Consider the following 4,621-nt stretch of genomic DNA (forward strand, 5'->3'; position numbering starts at 1 on the left):
AGTGAGTCACGCTGCCGACGACGCGGCCTGAACCGTCGAATCCATCGACGGCGAGGAGCTGCAAGCTCGGTCGTTCACGGCCGAGAAGCTGACTGGGCGTACTCGTCGCGGCGCCACAGCATGGCCGCCAGCATCAGCGGGAACATCGCGACGTGGGCCGCGACCATCAGGGCCATGCCGTCGATCAGGCCCAGCCACAGGAGCGGGAACAACGGCACGACCGGAGCGAACATCGCGCCGCACATCTCCAGGACCGGGGCCCAGGCGTGGCCGCGCACGCGCATCCAGACGGCCATGCCGGCCGACATGTCGAACGCCATGAGCAGATAGGCGAGTTCGGGATCGCGGGCGTAGGAGGGCTGGATCCCCAGAGCGGACCACAGCAGGCCGAGCGCGAACATCCCGGCGAACATCGCGACCACCATCTCGAGGTAGTGCAGGGCGAAACGGCCCCATCGCCGTGTGGCGGGGCGGTGACCGGTGGGCCTTCCAGGCGTGGTGTGCGTCATGGCCCAACTGTCCGGGCGGCCCGCGGACGCGCCAAGGAGGGAGACGGGAACGGGTCCGAAATCTTGGGCTCCCCGTCCGTCCGGCCTACAGTCGGGTCATGACCCAGCGGCGCATGGTCGTGGTCGGATACCACGCGGCGGAGCTCGTCGACATCGCGTGCGTGACGTCGAGCCTGATCATGGCGAACGCCCACGGGGCGTCTCCGTGCTACGACGTGTGCCTGGCCACCCCGTCGGGGCTGCCGGTCACCTGCGGCAGCGGGTTGACGCTGCAGGGGCAGCAGGCGCTCGAACGCGTCACCGGGCCGCTGGACACGCTCCTCGTCTCCGGGGGGATCGGGCACGAGGAGGCCGCAGCCAACCGGGTGATCGTCGGCCACGTCCGGCGGCTGGCGCGGGAGAGCCGCCGCGTCGCGTCGGTGTGCACGGGCGCGGCGGTGCTGGCCGCCGCCGGTCTGCTCGACGGGCGGCGCGCGACCACGCACTGGCAGTTCGCCCACACGCTCGCCGCCCGCCACCCGGAGATCGCCGTCGACGCCCGCCCGATCTTCATCCGCGACGGCAACGTCACCACCGCCGCCGGTGTCACCAGCGCGCTGGACGTCACGCTCGCGTTCATCGAGGAGGACCACGGCCCCGCCCTCGCCAGGCAGGTGGCCCGCAACCTGGTGACCTACCTGCAACGACCGGGCAACCAGGCGCAGATGAGCATGTTCACCGAGGGCCCGCCGCCCGGGGACGGCCTGGTCAAACGCATCGTCGACCATGTCACCGGCCATCCGGACGCCGACCTGTCCACCGCCCGCCTCGCGGCCGGCGCGGGCGTGAGCGAGCGCCACCTGACCCGGCTGTTCCTCAAGCACACGGGACAGACCCCGGGCCGGTTCGTACGGCGGGCCCGCACCGAGGCCGCAGCCCACCTGCTCGCCTCCACGTCGCTGCCGATGGCCGCGATCGCGGCCCGCTGCGGCTTCGGGACGGCCGAGGCCCTCCGCCAGGCGTTCGTCGATCTTTACGGCATCCCGCCCTCGCGTTACCGCCTGACCCAGGCGACCGCGTTGCCGTCCTCCTTCGGCGACGACAGGTGACGATTCTGTCGGTGCCGCCTGCGATGGTGACGGCGTGGTCTACTTCGTCTACCGCAGCGTCTACGAGGGGCCGTCCGGCCGGCTCGTCCGGCACTTCCCCGACGCCACCGTGCTGGACTGGTTCCGCAGGGTGTGGGACGACGCCGCGTCGCAGGACGCGTACACGTGGGTGCAGCGCGAACTCGGCGCGAACGTCTACGGTCTGCACACCATCTTCGAGACCGGTCTGCCGGCCCCTCGCACCCATAACGAGTTGCGCCGGTTGCTCAAGGAACATCTGTACGTCGAGGGAAGGCTGCGGGTGGACCGGCACAGCGTGCGGGTGCTCACCGATGACGACGAGGTCGAGCTGGCGTACTTCTTCGTGGACGACCACGTGGTGGCGGACGAGCCCGACCGCTGGACCTACCTAGTGCACGAGAGCTGGGACCTGCCCGCGGACGCATCACCGTCCGTGCGGACGTTCACGCCTCCGGTCCCGGTCGACGTCGTCAACCCCGCGCCGCCCGGCAGGGAGGGCGTGACCCCGGTCGCACGCTCGTCCGGTGCGACGACCACCTGGCCCAGATGGCGATCCACATGGACGGCTTTTTCGGCTACCGGCAGTGGTTCCTCTTCGACGACGTCTGGGCGCCGCGCATCCCGAGACGGCCGCCTCACTGATGCGTTTCGGCGCGCACTGGGATCCACGCTGCAGGCGCAGGCATGTGCGCCTGACCCACTGCGGCTGAACCAGTGGATGTGGCAGACTGACAACCGAATGTGGTTCTAGTCACTCGGAAGGGCCGGCCCCCACCATGACGACACAGCCCACGGAGCGCGCGCCCATGACCTCGGCGGCGGACATCGACCTGAACGACTGGAACTTCTGGGGCCGTCCGGACGAGGAGCGGGAACACGCGTTCCGGCTGCTGCGCGACCTGGACAAGCCGGCCTTCTTCCCGGAACCCGAGTTCAGCCTGGGCGGCGTCACCGGGCCGGGCTACCACGCGCTGGTCCGGCACGCCGACATCCTGGAGGCCAGCCGCAATCCCGAGGTCTTCTGCTCGGGCGACGGCGGGGCCACCAACATCCCGGACCTGCCGGCGGAGTTCGCCGAATACTTCGGGTCGATGATCAACATGGACGACCCGCGGCACGCACGCCTGCGGCGGATCGTCTCGCGCGCCTTCACCCCGAGGATGATCAAGCAGTTCGAGTCCGACGTGGACGCCGCGGCCTCGCGCATCGTGGACGAGCTGCTGGAGACCGGCGCCGGCTGCGACTTCGTCACCGAGGTGGCCGCCAAGCTGCCCTTGAAGATCATCTGCGACATGATGGGCATCCCGGAGAAGGACTACCAGTTCGTCTTCGACCGCTCGAACATCGTCCTCGGCGCCACCGACCCCGAGTACGTGAGCGACCGCGAGGACATCGCCCACGCGCTGCTCACCGCGGGGATGGAGCTGCAGCAGCTCGTCCAGGACCTCGCCGCGCTGCGGATGGAGACGCCCACCGACGACCTCACCTCGTCCCTGGTCAACGCCAACATCGACGGGGAGCGGCTGACCGCCCAGGAGCTCGGGTCGTTCTTCATCCTGCTCGTCGTGGCCGGCAACGAGACCACCCGCAACGCCATCTCGCACGGCATGCGCCTGCTCACGCTCAACCCGGAGCAGCGGCGGCTGTGGCTGGAGGACTTCGAGGGCCGGGCGCCGCGTGCGATCGAGGAGATCGTCCGGCTGGCCGCGCCGGTCAACTACATGCGTCGCAAGGTCACCCGCGACCACGAGATGAACGGCAACCTCTACCGCAAGGGCGAGAAGGTCCTGCTGTACTACTGGGCGGCCAACCGCGACGAGCGGGTGTTCGACGAGCCGCTGCGCTTCGACATCCTGCGCGACCCCAACCCGCACGTCGGCTTCGGCGGGCCCGGTCCCCACTTCTGCCTCGGCGCCCACCTGGCCCGCCGTGAGATCACCGCGATGTTCCGCGAGCTGCTGAGGCGGGTCCCCCAGATCGAGGCGGGCGAGCCGGAGCGCCTGCTGTCCAGCTTCATCAACGGCATCAAGCACATGCCCTGCGAGTTCTGACCGCCGGACCCGGGGTCCGGCCGGTGGTCAGCGGAGGGGCTTGATCGACCGGAAGACCGTGTTGATGTCGGGGAGCAGGTCGTTCTTGAGCTCGGGCACGGCCATGTAGACGATCGTGGGAAGATCGGCGCCGGTGTTCACGGCCGCGACCACGACCGTGGTCGTCGCGCCGTCGGCGGTCACCTTGTAGACGGCGGCCAGGCCGGTGAGGTTGTTGCGCGCCAGGCGCTGCTGGGCGACCTTGGTGGCCGCGTTGCCCTTGGGGAACTGGGTCTGCCGCGCCCGGAACATCACGGCACTGACGACCGGGCCCAGGTTGTCGGGCGTGGTGTACCTCGCGGCCAGCGACTGCGCGAGCGGGCCCGACATCACCAGGGCGAACTCGCGCTTGCCCTTCGTGGTCATGCCGGCCGGCACGTACTGCCTGCTGGTGAAGCCGTACGCCGCCTTGATCTGGGCCGGGTCGGCGTCCGCCTGCCAGGGGCCGCCGAGCTTGGGCAGCGTGATCCGGCCCGCGGTGTCGGTGAGCACGCCGTTCACCGGGGAGGCGGTGCCCTTGTAGACGGGCAGCCGTGACGACGTCTGCGCCTGCGGCTTGGCCGTGGCGCCGGACTTGACCGGGGAGGGCTTCGCGGACGTCGCCGCCTCGGCCGTGTCGCCGGAGCTGAGCGGCCCGGCGGCGAAGGCCCACACGAGCACCCCGACGAGCGCGGCGACGACCGAGGCCACCAGCGCGTACAGCCAGACCGGCCGGCCGGACTCGTCCTCCTCGTACTCGTCGATGGCCTGGTAGTTCTCCCCGAACACCGTGTTCCACAGTTCCTGCTGCCGGTGCGCGGGAGGCGTCTTCGGCCCGCTGATCTGTCCCGCCGTCACGAACGGGCTCCAGTCGACGTCCTCCCAGTCGCCCGAGGCGTACGTCACCCGCCCGCCGAAGACCTCGCGGGCGGCC

Annotated in this window: 5 protein-coding genes; 3 read left to right on the forward strand and 2 right to left on the reverse strand. The window is 70.3% G+C overall.

The annotated features are described in order from the left end of the window. Window positions 1-74: 74 nt before the first annotated feature. Window positions 75-509, reverse strand: coding sequence for a hypothetical protein (locus B1L11_RS43960; RefSeq protein ID WP_218671698.1), 435 nt, complete (start codon window positions 507-509; stop codon window positions 75-77). Between the two features lie 98 nt (window positions 510-607). Between B1L11_RS43960 and B1L11_RS43965 the strand changes: the two genes are divergently transcribed. From B1L11_RS43965 to B1L11_RS43975, 3 genes are read left to right on the forward strand one after another with little or no spacing between them, the layout of a single operon-like run. Continuing rightward, a complete protein-coding gene (locus tag B1L11_RS43965) occupies window positions 608-1,597 on the forward strand; it encodes a GlxA family transcriptional regulator (RefSeq protein WP_079321061.1) in 990 nt (329 codons plus the stop codon). 34 nt (window positions 1,598-1,631) lie between these two features. Further along, window positions 1,632-2,369 carry a hypothetical protein gene (locus B1L11_RS43970; RefSeq protein WP_179155602.1) on the forward strand — a complete coding sequence of 246 codons (738 nt, stop codon included), beginning with the start codon at window positions 1,632-1,634 and terminating at the stop codon, window positions 2,367-2,369. A 55-nt stretch (window positions 2,370-2,424) separates the two neighbouring features. Continuing rightward, window positions 2,425-3,669, forward strand: coding sequence for a cytochrome P450 (locus B1L11_RS43975; protein WP_179155603.1), 1,245 nt, complete (start codon window positions 2,425-2,427; stop codon window positions 3,667-3,669). 27 nt (window positions 3,670-3,696) lie between these two features. Here the strand turns inward: B1L11_RS43975 and B1L11_RS47715 are convergent. Then, a partial coding sequence (locus B1L11_RS47715; RefSeq protein WP_179155604.1) for a hypothetical protein occupies window positions 3,697-4,621 on the reverse strand: 925 nt, incomplete at its 5' end.

It is taken from the genome of Microbispora sp. GKU 823 (assembly GCF_002027145.1).
Lineage (GTDB): Bacteria > Actinomycetota > Actinomycetes > Streptosporangiales > Streptosporangiaceae > Microbispora > Microbispora siamensis.

Coding starts and splice junctions, on each gene's coding strand:
- B1L11_RS43960 (WP_218671698.1), bottom strand. CDS start 509: ATGACGCACACCACGCCTGGAAGGCCCACCGGTCACCGCCCCGCCACA.
- B1L11_RS43975 (WP_179155603.1), top strand. CDS start 2,425: ATGACCTCGGCGGCGGACATCGACCTGAACGACTGGAACTTCTGGGGC.
- B1L11_RS43965 (WP_079321061.1), top strand. CDS start 608: ATGACCCAGCGGCGCATGGTCGTGGTCGGATACCACGCGGCGGAGCTC.